The organism is Actimicrobium sp. CCC2.4, from assembly GCF_034347385.1.
Lineage (GTDB): Bacteria > Pseudomonadota > Gammaproteobacteria > Burkholderiales > Burkholderiaceae_D > Actimicrobium.
Window position 1 is genome coordinate 3,697,187 of record NZ_CP133777.1, and the last position, 18,377, is coordinate 3,715,563.

At 61.2% G+C, this 18,377-nt stretch carries 17 protein-coding genes; 9 read left to right on the top strand and 8 right to left on the bottom strand.

The window, feature by feature from the left end; translation table 11 throughout:
* Positions 1-100: 100 nt before the first annotated feature.
* Positions 101-1,423, top strand: coding sequence for an Nramp family divalent metal transporter (locus RHM62_RS17010; protein ID WP_322123234.1), 1,323 nt, complete (start codon positions 101-103; stop codon positions 1,421-1,423).
* Positions 1,424-1,575: 152 nt separating this feature from the next.
* Here RHM62_RS17010 and pcaF read toward each other — a convergent pair whose 3' ends face one another.
* Positions 1,576-2,781, bottom strand: a complete 1,206-nt coding sequence (pcaF, locus tag RHM62_RS17015) for a 3-oxoadipyl-CoA thiolase (RefSeq protein ID WP_322123235.1) — start codon at positions 2,779-2,781, stop codon at positions 1,576-1,578.
* Between the two features lie 83 nt (positions 2,782-2,864).
* Entirely contained in the window at positions 2,865-3,458 is a 594-nt protein-coding gene (gene orn, locus RHM62_RS17020) for an oligoribonuclease (protein ID WP_322123236.1), read from the bottom strand.
* Between the two features lie 56 nt (positions 3,459-3,514).
* On the opposite strand from orn, the gene RHM62_RS17025 reads away from it, so the two are divergent.
* The 6 genes from RHM62_RS17025 to RHM62_RS17050 all read left to right on the top strand — a co-directional run bounded on the left by RHM62_RS17025 (position 3,515) and on the right by RHM62_RS17050 (position 8,855).
* Complete coding sequence (locus RHM62_RS17025) at positions 3,515-4,780, top strand: M48 family metallopeptidase (RefSeq protein ID WP_322123237.1); 1,266 nt, start codon at positions 3,515-3,517, stop codon at positions 4,778-4,780.
* A gap of 5 nt (positions 4,781-4,785) precedes the next feature.
* Positions 4,786-5,133 (top strand): 4a-hydroxytetrahydrobiopterin dehydratase, encoded by a 348-nt coding sequence (locus RHM62_RS17030; RefSeq protein WP_322123238.1) that lies wholly within the window; start codon positions 4,786-4,788, stop codon positions 5,131-5,133.
* A 3-nt stretch (positions 5,134-5,136) separates the two neighbouring features.
* Entirely contained in the window at positions 5,137-6,051 is a 915-nt protein-coding gene (gene rsgA, locus RHM62_RS17035; protein WP_322123239.1) for a ribosome small subunit-dependent GTPase A, read from the top strand.
* 213 nt (positions 6,052-6,264) lie between these two features.
* A complete protein-coding gene (argF, locus tag RHM62_RS17040) occupies positions 6,265-7,176 on the top strand; it encodes an ornithine carbamoyltransferase (RefSeq protein WP_322123240.1) in 912 nt (303 codons plus the stop codon).
* A gap of 65 nt (positions 7,177-7,241) precedes the next feature.
* Positions 7,242-8,474: an argininosuccinate synthase gene (locus tag RHM62_RS17045; protein ID WP_322123241.1), complete on the top strand. Its 1,233-nt coding sequence runs from the start codon at positions 7,242-7,244 to the stop codon at positions 8,472-8,474.
* A 66-nt stretch (positions 8,475-8,540) separates the two neighbouring features.
* Positions 8,541-8,855, top strand: a complete 315-nt coding sequence (locus RHM62_RS17050) for a pyrimidine/purine nucleoside phosphorylase (RefSeq protein ID WP_322123242.1) — start codon at positions 8,541-8,543, stop codon at positions 8,853-8,855.
* Positions 8,856-9,013: 158 nt separating this feature from the next.
* Here RHM62_RS17050 and RHM62_RS17055 read toward each other — a convergent pair whose 3' ends face one another.
* The 5 genes from RHM62_RS17055 to murB all read right to left on the bottom strand — a co-directional run bounded on the left by RHM62_RS17055 (position 9,014) and on the right by murB (position 15,917).
* On the bottom strand, positions 9,014-10,180 hold the full coding sequence (locus tag RHM62_RS17055) for an iron-containing alcohol dehydrogenase (RefSeq protein ID WP_322123243.1): 1,167 nt from the start codon (positions 10,178-10,180) through the stop codon (positions 9,014-9,016).
* 145 nt (positions 10,181-10,325) lie between these two features.
* Positions 10,326-12,905 carry an EAL domain-containing protein gene (locus RHM62_RS17060; RefSeq protein ID WP_322123244.1) on the bottom strand — a complete coding sequence of 860 codons (2,580 nt, stop codon included), beginning with the start codon at positions 12,903-12,905 and terminating at the stop codon, positions 10,326-10,328.
* A gap of 10 nt (positions 12,906-12,915) precedes the next feature.
* Positions 12,916-13,356: a response regulator gene (locus RHM62_RS17065; protein ID WP_322123245.1), complete on the bottom strand. Its 441-nt coding sequence runs from the start codon at positions 13,354-13,356 to the stop codon at positions 12,916-12,918.
* Positions 13,353-14,753 (bottom strand): sensor histidine kinase, encoded by a 1,401-nt coding sequence (locus RHM62_RS17070; RefSeq protein WP_322123246.1) that lies wholly within the window; start codon positions 14,751-14,753, stop codon positions 13,353-13,355. The genes RHM62_RS17065 and RHM62_RS17070 overlap by 4 nt, the downstream gene beginning before the upstream one ends.
* A gap of 117 nt (positions 14,754-14,870) precedes the next feature.
* Positions 14,871-15,917, bottom strand: coding sequence for a UDP-N-acetylmuramate dehydrogenase (murB, locus tag RHM62_RS17075; protein WP_322123247.1), 1,047 nt, complete (start codon positions 15,915-15,917; stop codon positions 14,871-14,873).
* A 141-nt stretch (positions 15,918-16,058) separates the two neighbouring features.
* Between murB and RHM62_RS17080 the strand changes: the two genes are divergently transcribed.
* Both RHM62_RS17080 and RHM62_RS17085 read left to right on the top strand, forming a co-directional pair.
* Positions 16,059-16,544, top strand: coding sequence for a YajQ family cyclic di-GMP-binding protein (locus RHM62_RS17080; protein ID WP_009667629.1), 486 nt, complete (start codon positions 16,059-16,061; stop codon positions 16,542-16,544).
* Positions 16,545-16,589: 45 nt separating this feature from the next.
* Positions 16,590-17,240 carry a retropepsin-like aspartic protease family protein gene (locus tag RHM62_RS17085; protein ID WP_322123248.1) on the top strand — a complete coding sequence of 217 codons (651 nt, stop codon included), beginning with the start codon at positions 16,590-16,592 and terminating at the stop codon, positions 17,238-17,240.
* 8 nt (positions 17,241-17,248) lie between these two features.
* On the opposite strand, the gene aroG is transcribed toward RHM62_RS17085, so the two are convergent.
* The gene (gene aroG / locus RHM62_RS17090) at positions 17,249-18,316 is read right to left on the bottom strand and encodes a 3-deoxy-7-phosphoheptulonate synthase AroG (RefSeq protein ID WP_322123249.1); all 1,068 of its coding nucleotides are present in this window, start codon (positions 18,314-18,316) and stop codon (positions 17,249-17,251) included.
* Between the last annotated feature and the right edge of the window lie 61 nt (positions 18,317-18,377).

Consider the following 18,377-nt stretch of genomic DNA (forward strand, 5'->3'; position numbering starts at 1 on the left):
ATCGGTGGTACTTGCGGTTGCCGCAACGGCGTTATGCGCTTTGCGCTTATGATACGCACCGGCCGCGCCCGCAGCCCCTTAATCTCACGAATCCTGCCTCATGTTCCAGCTCCCGAAAACCGCTACCGCCCCATTCTGTCCCTCCGAAGTCGCCGGTACGGTCTTCGTCGCCAGCACCGACTCGTTCTGGAAAAAAATCTCCCGCTTCGCCGGTCCCGGCCTGCTGATTTCGGTCGGCTACATGGATCCCGGCAACTGGGCCACGGCCATCAATGCCGGCTCGGTGTACGGTTACAGCCTGCTGTTCGTGGTGGTGCTGTCGAGTCTGGCGGCAATCGTGCTGCAATGCCTGAGCCTGCGACTGGGCATCGCCAGCGGCAAAGACCTGGCGGTGCTGTGCCGCGAACACTATTCGCCGCCGGTCGCCTTTGTGCTGTGGATACTGGCCGAGATCGCCATCATCGCCTGCGATCTGGCCGAGGTACTCGGCTGCGCGCTGGCGTTCAAGCTGTTGATCAATGTGTCGCTGCCGGTCGGGGTCTTGCTGACGGCCTTCGACACACTGCTGATCCTCGGCCTCAAGGGCAAGGGATTCCGCCAGGTTGAAGCCATCGTGCTGGCGCTGATCCTGACGATTGCCGGTTGCCTGTTCACGCAGCTGGTGTTCATCAATCCCGACTGGCAAGCGGTGCTGCACGGCGCCATCCCGTCGATCGATGCGCTGTCGACCAGCGATGCGCTGTACCTCGCCATCGGCATCCTCGGTGCCACCGTGATGCCGCACAACCTGTATCTGCATTCATCGATCGTACAGACCCGGCGCGTCGCCAAGGACCACGAGAGCCAGCGCCAGGCAATCCGTTTTGCCAGCCTCGACACGGTGGTGTCACTGATGCTGGCGCTGCTGGTCAATGGCGCGATCCTGGTGCTGGCCGCGGCCGCCTTCCATGCCACCGGCAATACGTCAGTGACCGAAATCGACCAGGCCTATCATTTGCTCGATCCGATTGCCGGTACCGCAGCGGCCGGTATCCTGTTCGGTTTGGGCCTGCTGGCAGCGGGCCAGAGTTCGACCTTCACCGGCACGATTGCCGGCCAGGTCATCATGGAAGGCTTCCTGAAACTCAAGATCGCCTGCTGGAAACGGCGCGTCATCACCCGCGGCCTGGCGCTGGTGCCGGCCTTCATCGGCGTGATCGTGCTGGGCGAGAACTCGGTCGGACGCTTGCTGGTGCTGAGTCAGGTGGTGCTCAGCATGCAGCTGCCGTTCGTAATGTATCCGCTGCTGCGGCTCACCGGCCGGGTAGACGTAATGGGAAAATTCGTCAATGCGACGTGGCTGAAAGTGCTGGCGTGGTCGCTCTTTACGGTGATCTCGGCGGCCAATGTGTGGCTGGTGCTGCAGGCGTTCGGGGTGGGCTGACGGCGGTGCTCCGGAGGATGGTGCAATGCCCTGCGGTTATTGCACCCTACGGTCCTGCAGTTATTGCACCGAATGCCACGCTCGCGTAGGGTGCAATAACCAACGGGCATTGCACCAGATGCACCGGAAACCACTGCCAACACCGCCGACGCCTAAACCCGCTCGATAATCAGCGCAATCCCCTGCCCGACCCCGATACACATCGTGCACAACGCGTACCGCCCCTGCGTCTGATGCAACTGATTGATCGCCGTCGTGACCAGCCGCGCACCGGACGCACCGAGCGGATGGCCGAGCGCGATCGCACCACCATTCGGATTGACGCGCGGGTCGTCATCCTGCAAGCCGAGGTCGCGCATGACCGCCAACCCCTGCGCGGCAAAGGCTTCGTTCAATTCGATCACATCCATCTGGTCCAACGTCATGCCGGCCTGCACCAGCACCTTGCGCGTGGCCGGTGCCGGGCCGATGCCCATGATGCGCGGCGGCACGCCGGCGGTGGCCATCGCGATCACGCGGGCTTTCGGCACCAAGCCGTTTTTCAGCGCGGTACGCTCGTCGGCCAGCAACAGCGCGCACGCACCATCATTGATGCCGGAGGCGTTACCGGCGGTGACGGTGCCGTCCGGACGGACGATGGGCTTGAGCTTGGCCAGCGCTTCGGCGGTGGTGGCGCGCGGGTGTTCATCCTGCGTGATGATGAGCGGTTCGCCATTGCGTTGCGCCAGCGTGACCGGCGTGATTTCGGCATCAAAAAAGCCCGAGAACTGCGCCGCCAGTGCCTTGCGTTGCGAGTTCAGTGCCATCCGGTCTTGCGCGGCGCGGTCGATACCGAATTCGGTCGCGACATGTTCGGCGGTCTCTGGCATCGAATCGACGCCGTACTGGGTTTTCATCAGCTTGTTGATGAAACGCCAGCCGATGGTGGTGTCGAACAATTGCGTGTCGCGGGCGAACGCGCTGCCGGCCTTGCCCATCACGAACGGTGCGCGGCTCATCGATTCGACGCCACCGGCGATCATCATGCCGGCCTCGCCGGAGCGGATCGCGCGGGCGGCGGTGCCGATCGCATCGAGACCCGAACCGCACAGCCGGTTGATCGTCGCACCCGATACGCCCACCGGCAAGCCGGCCAGCAGGGATGCCATGCGCGCGACGTTGCGGTTATCTTCGCCGGCCTGGTTGGCACAACCGAAGAGCACGTCATTGACTTGCTCCCAATCGACCGATGGATTGCGCACCATCAGCGCGGCCAGCGGGATGGCGCCGAGGTCGTCGGTACGGATCGTGGAGAGGCCGCCGCCGTAGCGGCCGAAGGGGGTGCGAATCGCATCGCAGATGAAGGCTTGAGTGAACATGATTATCCCTGGAGAAATACCGTGAATCGAAGTGCCGGCGGCGTCGCCACCGCACATCGCCCCACCGTACCAGAACCCGTCGCTTAAAGCTGAATGAAATGTTCGCGGTAGTAGCGCAGCTCTTCGATCGATTCAATGATGTCGGCCAGCGCCGTGTGCTTCTGGTGCTTCTTGAAACCACTGGCCAGTTCCGGCTTCCAGCGCTTGCACAGTTCCTTGAGCGTGGACACATCGAGGTTGCGGTAGTGGAAAAACGCTTCGAGTTTCGGCATGCCGCGCGCCATGAAGCGGCGATCCTGACAGATCGAGTTGCCGCACATCGGCGATTTACCAGCCGGCACGTAGTCTTTCAGAAAGGCGATCAGTGCAGCTTCGGCATCAGCTTCGGTGACGGTCGAGGCCTTGACCCGTTCGATCAGCCCTGAACGGCCATGCGTCCCCTTGTTCCAGTTATCCATGCCATCGAGGGCGGCGTCGGACTGATGGATCGCAAACACCGGACCCTGTCCAAGGATATTGAGGTTGGAATCGGTCACGACCACAGCGACTTCGATGATGCGGTCGGTCTCCGGATCCAGACCGGTCATTTCCATGTCGAGCCAGACCAGGTTGAATTCATTGGTGCGCAGTGGCGTTGCTATTTCCGGTGCCGTTTGCGGCTCAGTCGGTTGTGACATAATCGTTTCCCTTCGCGTTGGCATTTTTCAGCGGGCCATTTTCTCACAGGAAAAGCATGGGTTCATTCGGGTTTTCAATTTTGTTTGTCTGCGTTTTACTGCTCACGGTGGCGCTGCGCTTCTGGCTCGCGACACGCCAGATCCGGCATGTCGCGCGCCACCGCAACACGGTGCCGGAACAGTTCGCCGCCCGCATCCCGCTGGCCTCGCACCAAAAGGCGGCCGACTACACGATTGCCAAGACGCGCTTCGGTCTGCTGACGTTAATGGTCAGCAGCACCGTGCTGATCTGCTTCACGCTGATGGGTGGCCTGCAATTGCTGTCAGTGCTGGTGGTGCAGGCAACCGGTCCGGGCATGCTGTACCAGATCGTGTTGCTGGCCGCCTTCGCACTTATTGCCGGCTTGATCGACCTACCGCTCGATTACTACAAACAGTTCGTGCTGGAACAGCGCTTCGGTTTCAACAAGATGACGCCCGGTCTGTTTTTTGCCGACATGGTCAAGGGCGGTCTGCTCGGCGCGGCCATCGGCCTGCCGCTGGTGTGGGTGATCCTGATGCTGATGGAACAATCAGGCGCACTGTGGTGGTTGTATGCGTGGCTGGTCTGGAGCGGCTTCCAGCTGTTGATGCTGGTGCTGTATCCGACCGTCATCGCACCGCTGTTCAACAAGTTCACGCCGCTGGCCGACGAGAGCCTGAAGACCCGCATCGAAGGCCTGATGCAGCGCGTCGGTTTTGCCTCGCAAGGCTTGTTCGTGATGGATGGCTCGAAGCGCAGCGCGCATGGCAATGCGTATTTCTCGGGCTTCGGCGCGGCCAAGCGCATCGTCTTTTTTGATACCTTGCTGTCGCGTCTGGCACCTCCGGAAATCGAAGCGGTGCTGGCGCATGAACTGGGCCACTTCAAGCTCAAGCACATCATCAAGCGCATCGCGATGATGTTTGCGCTGTCGCTGGCTTTCCTGGCGCTGCTCGGCTACCTGAAAAACCAGGTCTGGTTCTACAACGGCCTGGGTGTCGAGCCTAGCCTGTTCATCAGCAATGATGCGATGGCACTGATCCTGTTCATGCTGGTGCTGCCGGTCTTCACGTTCGTGTTCGGGCCGCTGACCTCGATCAGTTCGCGCAAGCACGAGTTCGAAGCCGACGCCTTCGCCGCTACCCACACCGACGGGCGCGACCTGGTCTCGGCGCTGGTCAAGCTGTACGAAGACAATGCGTCGACGCTCACGCCGGACCCGCTGCATTCCGCGTTTTATGACTCCCATCCGTCCGCCACCATGCGGATCAACAAGCTGCTCGCCGGCTCAACAAGGTGAACCCTATGACTCTGACTGACCTGCTCGAAAAAAAATGCCTGCCTGGCGTGACCGCCCTGCCTCCTGCCGAGGTCGATACGCTGCTCGCCCTGATCGATACCTGGCACCTTGCCGATGGCAAGATCGTGCGCGCTTTCGACTGCAAGAATTACTACGACACGCTGTCCTTCATCAATGCAATCGCCTACGTGATCCATGCCGAAGACCATCATCCGGAACTGGTCGTGACCTACAACCGCTGCATCGTCAAGTTCGACACCCACTCGGTCAATGATGGTCGTGGCGGTTTGTCGATCAACGACTTCGTTTGCGCGGCCAAGATCGATGCGATTTTCCAGCAATCGTTTTCCTGACCGATGGCCAAACTGCCTGAACTGACCGCGCTGATTGACGCCACCATCATCGCGGCCCATGGCCGTCACTATCTGGCGCACGCCGATGGCATCAAGCTGCAATGCGTCACACGCGGCAAGAAAAGCGATGTCGCCGTCGGCGATGTCGTGCGCGTGGCACTGACGTCGCCCAACCAGGGCGTGATCGAATCAATCACCGAACGCAAGTCGCTGCTGTACCGTTCGGACCAGTACAAGTCCAAGCTGCTGGCGGCTAACGTCACGCAATTATTCATTGTGGTGGCGACCGAACCGGGTTTTTCGGACGATCTGGTATCGCGCTCGCTGGTCGCCGCTGAAGCCGCCGGCGTGCAAGCACACCTGATCCTCAACAAAATTGACGTTACCGAATCGCTGCCGAAGACCCGCACGCGGCTGGCGCAATATGCGCGGCTCGGTTATCCGGTCCATGAAGTCTCGGCACGCGCCGCACCGGACGCCGCGGTGGCCACGCTGGGGCCGCTGCTGCAGGGCCAGTCGACGATTTTGATCGGCCAGTCCGGCATGGGCAAGTCATCGCTGATCAACCTGCTGGTGCCGGATGCCGACATCGCCGTGCGCGAGATTTCTGCCGCGCTCGATACCGGCAAGCACACGACAACCTTCACGCGGCTCTACAACATCGGCGACACGTCGACCGCGATCATCGATTCGCCGGGCTTCCAGGAATTCGGTTTGTACCATCTGTCGGAGGGCATGCTGGAGCGCGCCTTCCCGGAATTCGAACCGTTGCTGGGAAAGTGCAAGTACTACAACTGCCATCATCTGACGGAGCCTAGCTGTACGGTACTGGCGGCGCTAGCTGCCGGCGAGATCCTGCCTTACCGGCACGCGCTGTATGCGCAATTACTGCATGAGTCGTCGCAGACCTTGTATTGAGCTGCAGCTGCTCGGTTGAGAATAGTCAAAGGCGCACAAGACGGTGCGCCTTTAACAAGCTCAGGCCGATCGGTTGCCTGATTGCCGCCCGGACCGGACCGTTTCCCGGTTACTCGTCAGCAGCCCATCGAAACGGCTTCTCCCCGCCCCTATCCTTTATAATTCACGATTCCCTTTTCGGCACCCGGCAGCGTTCCATCGTCGTTTTCAACTATGACCATCAAACATTTCCTGCAGTTTTCCGACTTCACGCTCGCCGAGTTCGAGTACATCATCGAGCGCACCCGCTTCATCAAACACAAGTTCAAGAAATACGAGCCCTACCATCCGCTGCTGGACCGCACGCTGGTGATGGTCTTTGAAAAGAACTCAACCCGTACCCGCCTGTCCTTCGAAGCCGGCATGCACCAGCTCGGCGGCGCAGCGATTTATCTGAACACGCGCGACAGCCAGCTCGGGCGCGGCGAACCGGTCGAGGATGCGGCGCAAGTCATGTCGCGCATGTGCGATGTGATCATGGTGCGGACCTTCGGCCAGGACATCATCGAACGCTTCGCGGCCAATTCGCGTGTGCCGGTGATCAACGGCCTGACCAATGAATACCATCCGTGCCAGGTGCTGGCTGATGTGTTTACGTTCATCGAACAGCGTGGCTCGATTGCCGGCAAGACCGTGGCCTGGATCGGCGATGCCAATAACATGCTGTATTCGTGGCTGCAGGCGGCCGACGTATTTGGCTTCCATGTCAACGTTTCCACGCCGGCCGGCTACGATATCGATCCGGCGCTGGTCGCCGACAACAACACCCATTACACGCTGTTTGCCAAGCCGGCCGATGCCTGCGACGGCGCGCATCTGGTGACGACCGATGTCTGGACCAGCATGGGTTACGAAGAAGAAAACAACGCCCGCCTGAAAGCCTTCGATGGCTGGATCGTCGACGCCGCCAAGATGCAGCGCGCGCAGCCCGATGCACTATTCATGCATTGCCTGCCCGCGCATCGCGGCGAAGAGGTCAGCGCTGACGTCATCGACGGCCCGCAATCGGTGGTCTGGGACGAAGCCGAAAACCGGCTGCATGTGCAGAAAGCCTTGCTCGAATATCTGGTCGTCGGCCGCGTCTGAACCGGCCCGAAAGCGACCGCAGCAGCACCACCAACCAACATTGTTGATCCAAGGAAGAGAAAAAAATGAGCGATATCAAAAAAGTCGTGCTGGCCTATTCCGGCGGCCTGGACACCTCGGTCATCCTGAAATGGCTGCAGGATAACTACCAGTGCGAAATCGTCACCTTCACCGCCGACCTCGGCCAGGGCGAAGAACTCGAACCGGCGCGCCAGAAGGCACTGAAGTTCGGCATCAAACCCGAGAACATCCACATCGATGATGTGCGTGAAGAATTCGTGCGCGACTTCGTCTTCCCGATGTTTCGCGCCAATACCGTCTACGAAGGCGAGTACCTGCTCGGCACCTCGATCGCGCGTCCGCTGATCGCCAAGCGCCTGATCGAAATCGCCCGCGAAAGCGGCGCCGACACGATCTCGCACGGTGCCACCGGCAAGGGCAATGACCAGGTCCGTTTCGAACTCGGCGCGTATGCGCTGATGCCGAACGTGAAGATCATCGCGCCATGGCGCGAATGGGATTTGCTGTCACGCGAGAAGCTGCTGAAGTACGCCGAAGACGCCGGTATCGCCGTCGACATGAAACACAAGAATGGTGGCGCGCCGTACTCGATGGATGCCAACCTGCTGCACATCAGCTTTGAAGGCCGTCACCTCGAAAACCCGAGCGCCGAAGCCGAAGAAGCCATGTGGCGCTGGACCGTCAGCCCGGAAGCGGCACCGGACCAGGCCGAGTACCTCGACGTCGAATACGAAAAAGGCGACATCGTTGCCTTGAACGGCGTACGCATGACGCCAGCCGTCGTGCTGACCGAACTCAACCGCGTCGGTGGCAAGCACGGCATCGGCCGTCTTGACCTGGTCGAAAACCGCTACGTCGGCATGAAGTCACGTGGCTGCTACGAAACTCCGGGCGGCACCATCATGCTGCGCGCGCACCGCGCGATCGAATCAATCACGCTGGACCGCGAAGTCGCGCATCTGAAGGATGACCTGATGCCGCGTTATGCCTCGATGATTTACAACGGTTACTGGTGGTCGCCCGAGCGCGTAGCCCTGCAGACACTGATCGACCACACGCAGCAATGCGTCAATGGCTGGGTCCGCCTGAAGCTGTACAAGGGCAACGTCATCGTCGTCGCGCGCGACTCGAAGACCGACTCGCTGTTTGACATGCAGATCTCGACCTTCGACGAAGACGGCGGCGCCTATAACCAGGCCGATGCCGGCGGCTTCATCAAGCTCAACGCCTTGCGCATGCGCATCGCGGCGATTGCACGCGAAAAACGCGGCGCCTAAAAACCCCCGCCAAACAAAGCGGCCTGCGGGCCGCTTTTTTCTCATCCACATTTTGAAAGCGCCACCATGTCCGACCAATTCGAGAACGTCACTGTCAACAAACAAGCCAACCTGTACTTCGATGGCAAGTGCGTTTCGCACACCATCATCTTTGCTGATGGCACCAAGAAAACCCTGGGCGTGATTTTCCCGTCGACGCTGACCTTCAACACCGGCGCGCCGGAAATCATGGAAATCAACGCCGGCAAATGTCGCATCAAGCTGGCAGGTCAAAGCGAATGGCAAACCTTCGAAGGCGGCCAGCGTTTTGACGTGGCCGGCAATTCCAGCTTTGAGATCGAGACGATCGAGACGCTGGATTACGTCTGTCATTTCGGTTAGGGGTCTGCCTGGCGGCCGTGCTGCGCGACATCGCCATACATCAATCTGTCCGATTGATTAGACAAGATCGCTTTGTTTGTCTGACTAATCGGACATCAATACTTTGTCCTCCCTCCAGCACGTTCATCCACCATCCGGGTTGATCAAACTTCCGTCGTCTAATACGCCGCCGTATAAATCGCCAACGCATCCGCCTCAGTCATCGCCCGCGGATTATTCGCCAGCAGCCGCTGCTGCTGCATCGCATCGGCCGCCAGCATCGGCAAGTCTGCGAGTGCGACACCGACATCACGCAAACGCCGCGTGACATGGGTGGCGATGGCGATGCGATCCAGATGGGCGATCAGCGCAGCGGTTTTGGTATCGGCATCGGCACCTGCCGCCATCGGTTCGGTGACGATCCAGTCAGCGATGTCGGCATACAAATGCGCGGCAACCGGCGCATTGAAGCGCAGCACATGCGGCAGCACCAGCGCATTCGACAAGCCATGCGGCACATGAAAATGTCCACCCAGCGGATACGCCAGTGCATGCACCGCCGCCACCGGCGCGTTCGAAAAGGCCTGTCCCGCCAGCGTCGCACCGAGCAGCATCGCTTCACGCGCAACGCGGTTGCTGCCATCGGTGCAGGCGGTGACGATGTGGGCTGACAGCAGCGTCAGCGCCTTTTGCGCCAGCATGTCCGACAGCGGATTTTTCAGGCGCGCGCTGGTGTAGGCTTCGATCGCATGGACCATCGCATCGATGCCGGTAGCGGCAGTAGCGGCCGGCGGCAAGCCCAGCGTCAGTTCGGCATCGAGCACCGCGAGGTCGGCAATGAGCAAGGGTGACACGACCCCGCTCTTGGTGGTGGCGCCGGTCGTCACAATCGAAATCGCGGTCACTTCGGAACCGGTGCCGGCCGTGGTCGGCACCTGTACCAGCGGCAGGCGTGGACCGGCGACGTTGCCGATGCCGTACATGGCGTCCAGCGGCTGGGTCGAGGCCACCAGCACCGCGATCAGCTTGGCCACATCCATCGACGAGCCGCCGCCCAGCCCGACCACCAGCTCGGCACTACCGTCACGCGCACGCTGCGCGGCAGCCAGCACGACATGGTCCGGCGGATCGGCGACAACGTCGTCGATCACCTGCACCGCAAAACCGGCCGCAGCAAGGCTGGCCAGCGTCGGTGCGAGCAAGCCGCTGCGATGCAGGAAGCCGTCGGTGACCAGGCACAGACGGGTCGCGGAAAAACGCTTGCGCAGCAGTTCGCCAAGCTTGCGGGCCGCACCGAATTCGACGATCAGTGCGGGGACGGTGGTGAATTCAAAGGCAATGCTCATGCAGTTATCCTGGTAATTGTTCTGGAACGCGGGGTCAGGCGCGGATCGGATGACGACGTCAACCTGCAGCAACGAATGACTATCGAGGCAAAAGAGAAAGCGACCCCCATTGTCAGCTGCAACGCCGCCCTTGGCAACGCCGCCCTCACCCTGTTTCCAGCATCCCCGCCATCACCTCGGCCCGCACGCCCGGACTGAACAGAAACCCCTGCATCTGGTCGCAGCCCATCTGCGTCAACTGGTCACGTTGCACCGCCGTCTCGACACCTTCGGCAACCACGTGCAATTTCAGCGCATGGGCTAGCGAAATGATGGTCGTGACGATAGCCAGGTGCTCGGCGCTGGTGGTCATCGCGTTAATGAACGAGCGATCAATTTTGAGCGTATCAATCGGCAGGCGCGCCAGATAACCGAGTGACGAATAGCCGGTGCCGAAGTCATCGATGGCGACCGTCATCCCGGCCTCGCGCAAAGCCACCAGCTTGTCGCGCGCGAGATGCGAACCGGCGTCGTCCATGAACAGACTTTCGGTGATTTCGATCTCGAGTTGCGGACACGGGTGTAGTACCTGGATGGCCAGCACGCGGGCGACAAAGTCTTTTTCGCGGATCTGCAGTTGCGAAACATTGACTGCGATGCGCGGTACCACCAGCCCTTGCTCCTGCCAGCGCACGCATTGCCGGTGTGCTTCGGCGATGACCCAGATGCCGACTTCGACAATCAGGCCGGTATCTTCCAGCACCTGGATGAACTGGAATGGCGAGACCAGCCCGACGCCCGGTTCGTCCCAGCGGATCAGCGCTTCCATGCCGGCGATGCGACCGCTGCGCAGATCAACCTTGGGCTGGTAGTGCAGCACGAACTGCTGCTCGGCCAGCGCGCGGCGCAGGCGATTTTCGAGCGATAGTTTTTCAGCGGTACGGGCATTCATTTCGGTGGTGTAGAACAGGTAGCGCACCTTGGCCGCGCGCGCATCCTTCATCGCCGCTTCGGCATTGCGCAGCAAGCTGTCGCTGTCGCTGCCATCGTTCGGGAACAGCGCAATACCGGCGCGTACCGACAAGCTGATCGACTTGTCGGCCATGTGCAGCGGCTCGCCCAGCGCGCTGGCAAGATCGCCTTCGAGCAGGTGTACGACGTCGGTTTCGCTGCGGTAGTCCTTGAGGACAAAGGCAAACGAATCGGCACCGATGCGCGCCAGGTAACCGGCATCGGGCAGATGGTCACGCAGACGTTGCGCCACTAAGCGCAAGACCTCGTCACCGGCAGCGCGGCCGTAAGTGTCATTGATATGGTGAAAGCGCTCGACGTCGATCAGCACCAGCGCGATACGTTCGGCCGCGACCGAGGCATCGTACGGCAGCAGCAGCGCAACGCGGTCAAGAAACAGCGCCCGGTTGGGCAGACCGGTGAGCGCATCAAAATACGCCAGATAGTTGATCTGCTCTTCCTTGTCGATGACGGCATGCGAAAACGAAATATCGGCCGCCAGTTCGGCCAGCAGATGCTGTTCTTCCTCATTGAAGGCATCACGCTCGCAGGACAGCAGGGCCAGTACGCCAAAGGCTTGCTGGCCGATCATCAGCGGCACCACGAAGGCGGCGCGATACCCGCGTTGCAGGAATTCGTCACGCATGGGCGCAGCAGGATCGTCGTGTTGCAGATCGTTGCTGACCACACCGCGTTTGCTGCGCAGCGCCCGGCCAACCAGCCCCTGGCCATTGAGTAACGTCTCATCGGCACTGAAATCGAGGATCTCGAGAAACGCCGGGTCGACACCCGCCCAGGCTACCGGCTTTACTGCCAGCGTGACCGGATCGAGCAGACCGACAATGGCGCTGGCGAAGCGACCCTGCTCGTGCGCGATGCGGCAGGCAGCGTCGAGCAGCATCTGCTTGTCGTGCACCCGCAGGATGACCGAATTGATGCTGCCCAAAATGGTCCGGATACGCGTCATCCGCGCCAGCCGTTCTTCCTGCGCCTTGCGCTCCGACAGGTCGCGTATCACGCTCGATATGCAACGACCTTCGACGGTCTGCAAGGGGCTGAGACTGACTTCGGCAGGAAAGCAGCTACCGTCGCCACGCCGGGCAATCACTTCGAAGCTGATACTGCTGCCCGGCGCAGCCTTGCTGTCCGGCAGCGCGGTATGCCAGTGCGGGAACGCTGCGGTCGCCAGCATCGTACCGTCGGTGCCCAGCATCGCGCTACGCGGATAACCGAACAGCGCTTCGGCCTGCGCATTGACGATGTCGATGCAACCGCGCTGGTCGAACACGACAATCGCGTGCGGCGCATATTCGATGAGGTCCCTGAACCGCGATTCGGCATGCAGCCGCGCAGCACGGCCACGCGCCTCGTCGATGGCACGCAGCACCGCCGACGGCAGCCGCTGCAGATTGGTCTTGAGCAGATAGTCGATCGCGCCGCGCTTGAGCGCCTCGATCGCGGTGTCTTCGCCGATCGTGCCGGATATGAAGATGAACGGCACCGCCGGATGCGATGCAGTGGCCAGCGCCAGCGCACTGAGACCATCAAAATTGGGCAGCGAAAAATCCGACAGGATCACGTCCGGCGTGCCATGCGCCAGCTGCGCGACAAAGTCGGCCCGGGTCTCGACCCGCACCGCCTCGACCACCAGCCCGGCCCGGCGCAGCGCGCGCAGGATCAGCTCGGCCTCGGTAGCGACATCTTCGAGCAGCAGAATTCTCAGGGGATGGGTCATCGGGATCGGCTCATGCCGGCACCTTGTTGACCAGCATCCAGTAAAAGCCCGTATCGCTGATGACCTTGTCAAAATCAAAGGTATCGACCGGCTTGACGATGTAGCTGTTGGCGCCCAGCCGGTAGCTCTCGACCATATCGCGTTCTTCGGCCGAGGAAGTCAGCATGACCACCGGGACGGCATGCAGCTCCGGGTCGGCGCGGATGCGGCGCAGGACTTCGATGCCATCGACTTTCGGCATCTTCACATCGAGCAGGACCAGCTTCGGCTTGCCGCTGGCGGTACCGGCAAAGGCACCCTGATGGAACAGGAAATCGATCGCCTCGCTGCCATCCTTGACCCAGATCAGGTTGTTGGCCAGGCCGCGCTTGCGCAACGACCGCATCGTCATTTCGGCATCGGTGGCCGTGTCTTCGGCGAGCAGGATGTCGACTTGCTGGAACGTGTTCATGGAATGCTCTCCTGCTTTGGTAATGCAAAATAAAATGTCGCGCCCTGATCCACCACGGCCTCGGCCCAGATACGGCCGCCGTGCCGCGTCACGATGCGCTGGGCAATCGCCAGACCGACGCCGGTGCCGGGAAACTGGTCAGCCGAATGCAGGCGCTGAAATACGCCAAACAGCTTGCCGTAATATTGCATGTCGAAACCGACACCGTTGTCCGCGATGCTGTAGACGGTTCCGGTGAGGGTATCGATACCGCTAATCCGGATCACCGGCTGGTCGCGCATCGCGCTGTACTTGACGGCGTTCGAGAGCAGGTTAACCCAGACCTGCTGCAGTAAGGCAGGGTCGCCAACAGCACGCGGCAGGTTACCGATTTCGATCTGCACCGGCACCTCCTCCCCGTCACGCCGCACCAGCCGGATCGCGGTATCGACCACCGCCCGCATGTCGATCCGCTCCTGCTGCATCGCCTGCCGGCCGAACCGCGAGAATGCCAGCAAGTCATCGATCAGGTCGCCCATGCGCTTGCTGTTGTCGCGGATGACCGCCAGCAATCGCAGGCCTTCGCTGTCGACCCGGTCACCGTAATCCTCTTCGAACATGCGCGCGTAACCGGACACCGCCCGCAACGGAATACGCAAATCATGTGACACCGAATAGCTGAAGCTTTCCAGTTCCCTATTGGTGGCTTCGAGCTGGCAGGCCCGCTGCATGAGCACGTTGTTGGCCTCGGCCAGCGCAATGTCGGCGCTGCGGCGCTTGCGGTTTTCGACCCGCAGTAACAGGAATGCCGCGCCGCTGATGAGCGCGCCGGTCAGTGCACCCAGCGCCACCAGCAGGCTGGCGCGGGCGGCGCTGTCGGCAGCGGCGCTCTCGCGCTCGGCCAGCAAGGTCTGCCCTGCCGCGGTCATGCGCTGCGCCTGCGCGCGAATCCGATTCTGGATCTGATCGCCGGCACCGCTGGTGACCAGGTCCATCGCCGCGCCGGCATCACTGCGCCGGGTCTGCACGACGCGCGCGCCTATCGCCAGCGAGGCGTGCGCCAAAGTCGCCAGGGTCGCCAGGTCGCGCAATGGCGCCGGCTTGCCGGCCATCAGTCCATTGAGCTCGGTCAATTGCAACGGCAGCGCATCGATAGCGGCGCGATACGGAACCAGGAAAGTCTCGTCACCGGAAATGACGTAGCCGCGTACGGCGCTTTGCGCATCGGTCATCAGGGCACTGATCCCGTCGATACGGTTGATCACATCATTGGTGTGCACCACGATGGCCGCCCGCTGCTTGAATTCGCGCATGCTCGATAGCGAGACGACTGTCGTCAGCGTCAGCGCCAGTAGCGTCGACACGATCCCGACAACTGCCAGCGACGGCACAGGAAAACGCGGTGCATATGCGGCCATCGGGGTCGGGTCTCCAAGTCCAATGCGGTTCGACATGAACCGGCAGGGTTACAGCCAGACAACTTAACATTTTTTTCTACTCCGCAGTAGCACGATCGCGCCAAAGACCGGACGGCCTCAGACGAATATCGGTTCCGGCTCGAGCTGCACGCCAAAGCGCTGCAGCACATCGGCCTGGATGGCCAGTGCCAGTTGCAGCACGTCGGCACCGCGTGCACCGCCCAGATTGACCAGCACCAGTGCCTGCTTGTGATACACGCCGGCAGCACCGAGCGCGCGTCCTTTCCAGCCGCACTGGTCGATCAGCCAGCCGGCTGCCAACTTGGTGCTGCCGTCGGCTTGATCGTGGCTGACCAGCGCCGGATGGTGCGCCAGCAGCGCATCACGCGTCGCGCGCGACACCAGCGGGTTCTTGAAAAAACTGCCGGCGTTGCCGATGACGGCAGGATCCGGCAACTTGCGTTGCCGGATCGCGATGACGGCATCGCTGACTTGCTGCATATCGGGCGCGGCGATCCCGGCCAGCGCGGTGGCCAGTTCGGCATAGCGCAAGTCGGCAACCCAAAGCCTTGGCAACGTGAAGGTGACATCAAGGATGACGGCGCGATCGCGCCAGCCGTGTTTAAAAATACTGTCGCGATAACCGAACCGGCAAGCGGCACGGTCGAGCGTGAAGACGCTGCCGCTGTCGAGATCAAACGCCGTCAACGCATGGAAGTGGCGTTCGACTTCAACGCCATAGGCGCCGATGTTCTGGATCGGTGCGGCGCCGACAGTGCCGGGAATCAGCGAGAGATTTTCCAGCCCGCCCAGCTGGCGTGCCAGCGTCCACAGCACCAGTGCATGCCAGCCGGTGCCGGCGGCGGCGCGCACCAGCGTGCGCTGCGCATCCTGCCCGACGATGTCGATACCACGGCTGCAGCTGTGCAGCACCAGGCCATGGAAGTCGCCGGTCAGGACGATATTGCTGCCGCCGCCAAGGACCAGTCGCGGCAGACGCCGCAGCGCCGGATCGGCAAGCAACGCGGCATGCAGCGCATGCAAATCGTCGACCCCGCGCACCGGCAGGCACAGGTCGGCGACCGCATCTATGCCAAAGGTATTGTGGGTGCGCAGCGAAAAATTCGGCAGCAGTGTCGGCATCGGGAGCAGGGAAGGTGGCATGCGTGCAGTTTACCCATGCATCACCATAGCCACCTGTTTTTTTGTCCGTTAAAATGGCCATCAGCCCGGGAAATGGCTGACGCCATTTCTCCATCAGATCCTCTGCATCGCTGCACCATCGACCCCATCAAGGAAAACACCATGCCGTCATTCGACGTTGTCTCGGAAGCCAATATTGTCGAAGTCAAGAACGCCATTGACCAGTCCAACAAAGAAATCACCACCCGCTTCGACTTCAAGGGCAGCGACGCCCGCATCGAACAGAAAGAATTCGAACTCACCGCCTATGCCGATGCCGACTTCCAGTTGAGCCAGGTGCGCGATGTCCTCAATAACAAACTGGCCAAGCGCAATGTCGACCTGCGCTTTCTGGACCTCGGCAAGATCGAAAAAATCGGTGGCGACAAGGTCAAGCAAGTCATCAAGATCAAGAACGGCATCGAGACCGACGCCGCCAAAAAAATCGTCCGCCTGATCAAGGATAGCAAGATGAAAGTCCAGGCCAGCATCCAGGGCGATGCAGTACGCATTACCGGCGCCAAGCGCGACGATCTGCAAGCGGCGATGGCGGCACTGCGCAAGGACGTGCCGGAATTGCCGCTCGAATTCAACAACTTCCGCGACTGAGCCATCATCGGCACCGGCCATCCTGACGCACCCGCGCGCAGCAGTTTGCGCATCACCTCGCGCGTCATGCAGCGATGGCTGCTACTGCTGTTGTGCATTGCCACCACCGGCATCCACGCCGAATCGATCGGCCTGGTCGGACTATTTCCGGGCAAGGCTGTCCTCGTCATCGATGGTAGAGCACCCCGCACTTACGCCGTAGGCAGCATGGTCGCCGATGGCGTGCGCCTGACCGGCGTCAGCGACACCAGCGCGACGCTCGACGAACACGGCAAGCGCCAGCTGCTGGCCATCGGCACGCATTTCAGCCGCGGCCAGTCGCAAGGCGCCCCCAGCATCACGCTACAGGCGGACAGCCGCGGCCATTTCATGGCACAGGGAATGATCAATGGATTGTCGATGCCGATGATGGTCGACACCGGGGCCAGCATGGTGTCGATGTCGGCGCAGGATGCGCGCCGGCTGGGGATTGATTACCAGCGTGGCCAACGGATGTTCTCGAACACGGCCAACGGCGTCGTGCCGGTGTTTCTGGTACGCCTCGACACCGTCAGGATTGGCGATCTCGAACTGAACGGCGTTGACGGCCTGGTCCAGGAACAGGGCTTGCCGTTTGCGTTGCTCGGCATGTCGTTCCTCAATCGCACGGTGATGCAGCGTGATGGCCAGCAAATGGTGCTGACCAAGCGCTACTGATCAACCCGTCAAACTTCGCGGACCTTGCCCAGGCGACGCTGGCGCACCGCCTCGGCCAATCCCTCCAACACACCCACGCTGTCGTCCCAGCTGATGCAGCCATCGGTCACCGATTGGCCGTAGACCAGTTCCTTGCCGGCGATCAGATCCTGCCGGCCGGCCACCAGATGCGACTCGATCATCAGGCCCATGATGCGCTCGTCGCCAGCGGCGATCTGTGCAGCGATGTCGGCACAAACCGGGATCTGATTGGCCGGGTTCTTGCTGCTGTTGGCATGGGACGCATCGACCATCAGGCGCGCCGCCAGGCCGTTGGCAGCGATTTCCTTGCAGGCCTGGTCGACACTGGCTGCATCGAAGTTCGGGGTTTTTCCGCCGCGCAGGATGATGTGGCAATCTTCATTGCCATTGGTCGAGACAATCGCCGAATGGCCGCCCTTGGTCACCGACAGGAAATGATGCGAGTTCGATGCGGCCTTGATCGCATCGATGGCAATCTTCACATTGCCGTCGGTACCGTTCTTGAAACCGACCGGGCAGGACAAGCCCGACGCCAGTTCGCGATGGATTTGCGATTCGGTGGTGCGGGCGCCGATGGCACCCCAGCTGACCAGGTCGGCGATGTATTGCGGGCTGATCACGTCGAGGAATTCGGTGCCGGCCGGCAGGCCCAGCTCATTGATTTCCAGCAGCAGTTCACGCGCCATCCGCAAGCCATCGTTGATGCGGAAACTGTTATCCATGAACGGATCGTTGATCAGGCCTTTCCAGCCGACCGTGGTGCGCGGTTTTTCGAAATACACCCGCATCACGATTTCGAGTTCCCCGGCAAATTTCTTGCGCGCCTCAACCAGCAGGCGGGCATATTCGAGGGCGGCTTTCGGATCGTGGATAGAGCAGGGTCCGATGACGACCATCACGCGGTCGTCCTGGCCATGCAGGATGCGGTGTAATGCCGTGCGCGAATCGGCAGCGACGGTGGCGGCATGCTCGGAGCAGGCGAACTCGCGGATCAGGTGCGAGGGGGGAGTCAGTTCTTTCATTTCTCGAATGCGCAAATCGTCTGTGCGGGGCATGGTGTTCTCCAGTCTGGAAAGATAAATCGTATGAAAATCCGGAAATAAAAAAACCGCCATC

Excerpts from the sequence above, each read along its gene's own strand:
- RHM62_RS17070 (WP_322123246.1), bottom strand. The coding sequence starts at position 14,753 with ATGGCCGCATATGCACCGCGTTTTCCTGTGCCGTCGCTGGCAGTTGTC.
- orn (WP_322123236.1), bottom strand. The coding sequence starts at position 3,458 with ATGTCACAACCGACTGAGCCGCAAACGGCACCGGAAATAGCAACGCCA.
- pcaF (WP_322123235.1), bottom strand. The coding sequence starts at position 2,781 with ATGTTCACTCAAGCCTTCATCTGCGATGCGATTCGCACCCCCTTCGGC.
- murB (WP_322123247.1), bottom strand. The coding sequence starts at position 15,917 with ATGCCACCTTCCCTGCTCCCGATGCCGACACTGCTGCCGAATTTTTCG.
- RHM62_RS17025 (WP_322123237.1), top strand. The coding sequence starts at position 3,515 with ATGGGTTCATTCGGGTTTTCAATTTTGTTTGTCTGCGTTTTACTGCTC.
- RHM62_RS17080 (WP_009667629.1), top strand. The coding sequence starts at position 16,059 with ATGCCGTCATTCGACGTTGTCTCGGAAGCCAATATTGTCGAAGTCAAG.
- RHM62_RS17045 (WP_322123241.1), top strand. The coding sequence starts at position 7,242 with ATGAGCGATATCAAAAAAGTCGTGCTGGCCTATTCCGGCGGCCTGGAC.
- rsgA (WP_322123239.1), top strand. The coding sequence starts at position 5,137 with ATGGCCAAACTGCCTGAACTGACCGCGCTGATTGACGCCACCATCATC.
- aroG (WP_322123249.1), bottom strand. The coding sequence starts at position 18,316 with ATGCCCCGCACAGACGATTTGCGCATTCGAGAAATGAAAGAACTGACT.
- RHM62_RS17010 (WP_322123234.1), top strand. The coding sequence starts at position 101 with ATGTTCCAGCTCCCGAAAACCGCTACCGCCCCATTCTGTCCCTCCGAA.
- RHM62_RS17050 (WP_322123242.1), top strand. The coding sequence starts at position 8,541 with ATGTCCGACCAATTCGAGAACGTCACTGTCAACAAACAAGCCAACCTG.
- RHM62_RS17030 (WP_322123238.1), top strand. The coding sequence starts at position 4,786 with ATGACTCTGACTGACCTGCTCGAAAAAAAATGCCTGCCTGGCGTGACC.
- RHM62_RS17065 (WP_322123245.1), bottom strand. The coding sequence starts at position 13,356 with ATGAACACGTTCCAGCAAGTCGACATCCTGCTCGCCGAAGACACGGCC.
- RHM62_RS17055 (WP_322123243.1), bottom strand. The coding sequence starts at position 10,180 with ATGAGCATTGCCTTTGAATTCACCACCGTCCCCGCACTGATCGTCGAA.
- argF (WP_322123240.1), top strand. The coding sequence starts at position 6,265 with ATGACCATCAAACATTTCCTGCAGTTTTCCGACTTCACGCTCGCCGAG.
- RHM62_RS17060 (WP_322123244.1), bottom strand. The coding sequence starts at position 12,905 with ATGACCCATCCCCTGAGAATTCTGCTGCTCGAAGATGTCGCTACCGAG.